The 1,197-nt window shown below is 43.4% G+C and carries 1 protein-coding gene and 1 pseudogene; both read left to right on the plus strand.

The window, feature by feature from the left end; genetic code table 11:
• Nucleotides 1-291: pseudogene (locus R7R24_RS24650) on the plus strand (hypothetical protein); the annotation flags it as partial.
• 188 nt (nt 292-479) lie between these two features.
• On the plus strand, nt 480-1,197 hold a 718-nt coding region (locus R7R24_RS24655; protein WP_318119720.1), incomplete at its 3' end, for an EAL domain-containing protein.

Below are 1,197 nucleotides of genomic sequence, written 5' to 3' on the forward strand. Positions count from 1 at the left end.
GCGCTGCAACCTAACGACCTACTCTTCCTTGTTTGCGATCATTGGATCAGTCGCAGTAAAACCAGCCGAGAACTGCTCCATTGGTGGATGGGCGAATTGCCGGATCAAATCAACGAATATACTGAGCAAGGCATCACTCTTTACACCAGTGAATCTCAGCTCACTCAATCCCTTGATACTCGCTTTGGTATCAGCCCTTGTTACATCAAATTTGGCCACCCTTTGCGTCGTTCTAACAAACAACAACTGGTTCGAAAGTACTTGCAGTTGTACGCCGTATTACAGTGGTAGTATCAAATTGCAACAGGTAGATTATCAGTCTATTCATACATTTGTTTGATACGGCTCGATAAATCTAATCATCTCGTATTAACCCTCTTGCCTCATATGGCCTAGCCCAATTAGATTCTGACTACTGAAATCAAAGTTGGTGTCCATGTAACATCAATCAAAAACCATTGATCTAGGTTGTCGTAATAATGATGAGCATCTCGCAGCTTCTTGGCTGCATTTCTAAACAAGTAGATGGGCAGTACATCGCGCAATATGAGGAGTTGACACTTCGCAGTGTCTTCCAACCCATTTATAAAAAGGATCTTTCCATCATCGGCTTGGAAGCCTTAGTCCGAATCAGCACTGCGGATGGTTCTATGATACGTCCGGATCTCTTTTTCCAATCTCCTTCCATCTCTGAACATGTTCAACTTAATGTCGAGCGACTTAGTCGCCTTATTCACATCAAAAACTTTGGGCAATCTCGTTACCGCAACAAAAAGCTCTTTCTTAATGTGCTTCCCAGAGCTGCAGAAATGCTGGCGAAGGACCTTTCATACAGCCATTTACTGAAGCAAGTGATTTGTGAGGCGGATTTGCGTCGAGAACAAATCGTGATGGAGTTAGTTGAATTAAGCGCAGGCGATGAGTCCTTTCTGTACAAAGCGACGAAAGAACTGAGTGACGGAGGCTTTAAACTTGCTATTGACGACTACGGCATTAATGCCTCAACCATCGAGCGAGTGAAATGCGTTCGACCAGACATCATCAAGATGGATCGTTCATTGCTATTGAAATACGAAGACGGGGATTTTTCTGCGTTAATAGAAGCGTTAGCGCTCGCGAAAGAACTGAGTTCAAAAACCGTTATCGAGGGAATTGAAACCGAGCATCAACTTAACTTAATGAAAAAACTCGGTTTCG

This window comes from Vibrio sp. 704, from assembly GCF_033339295.1.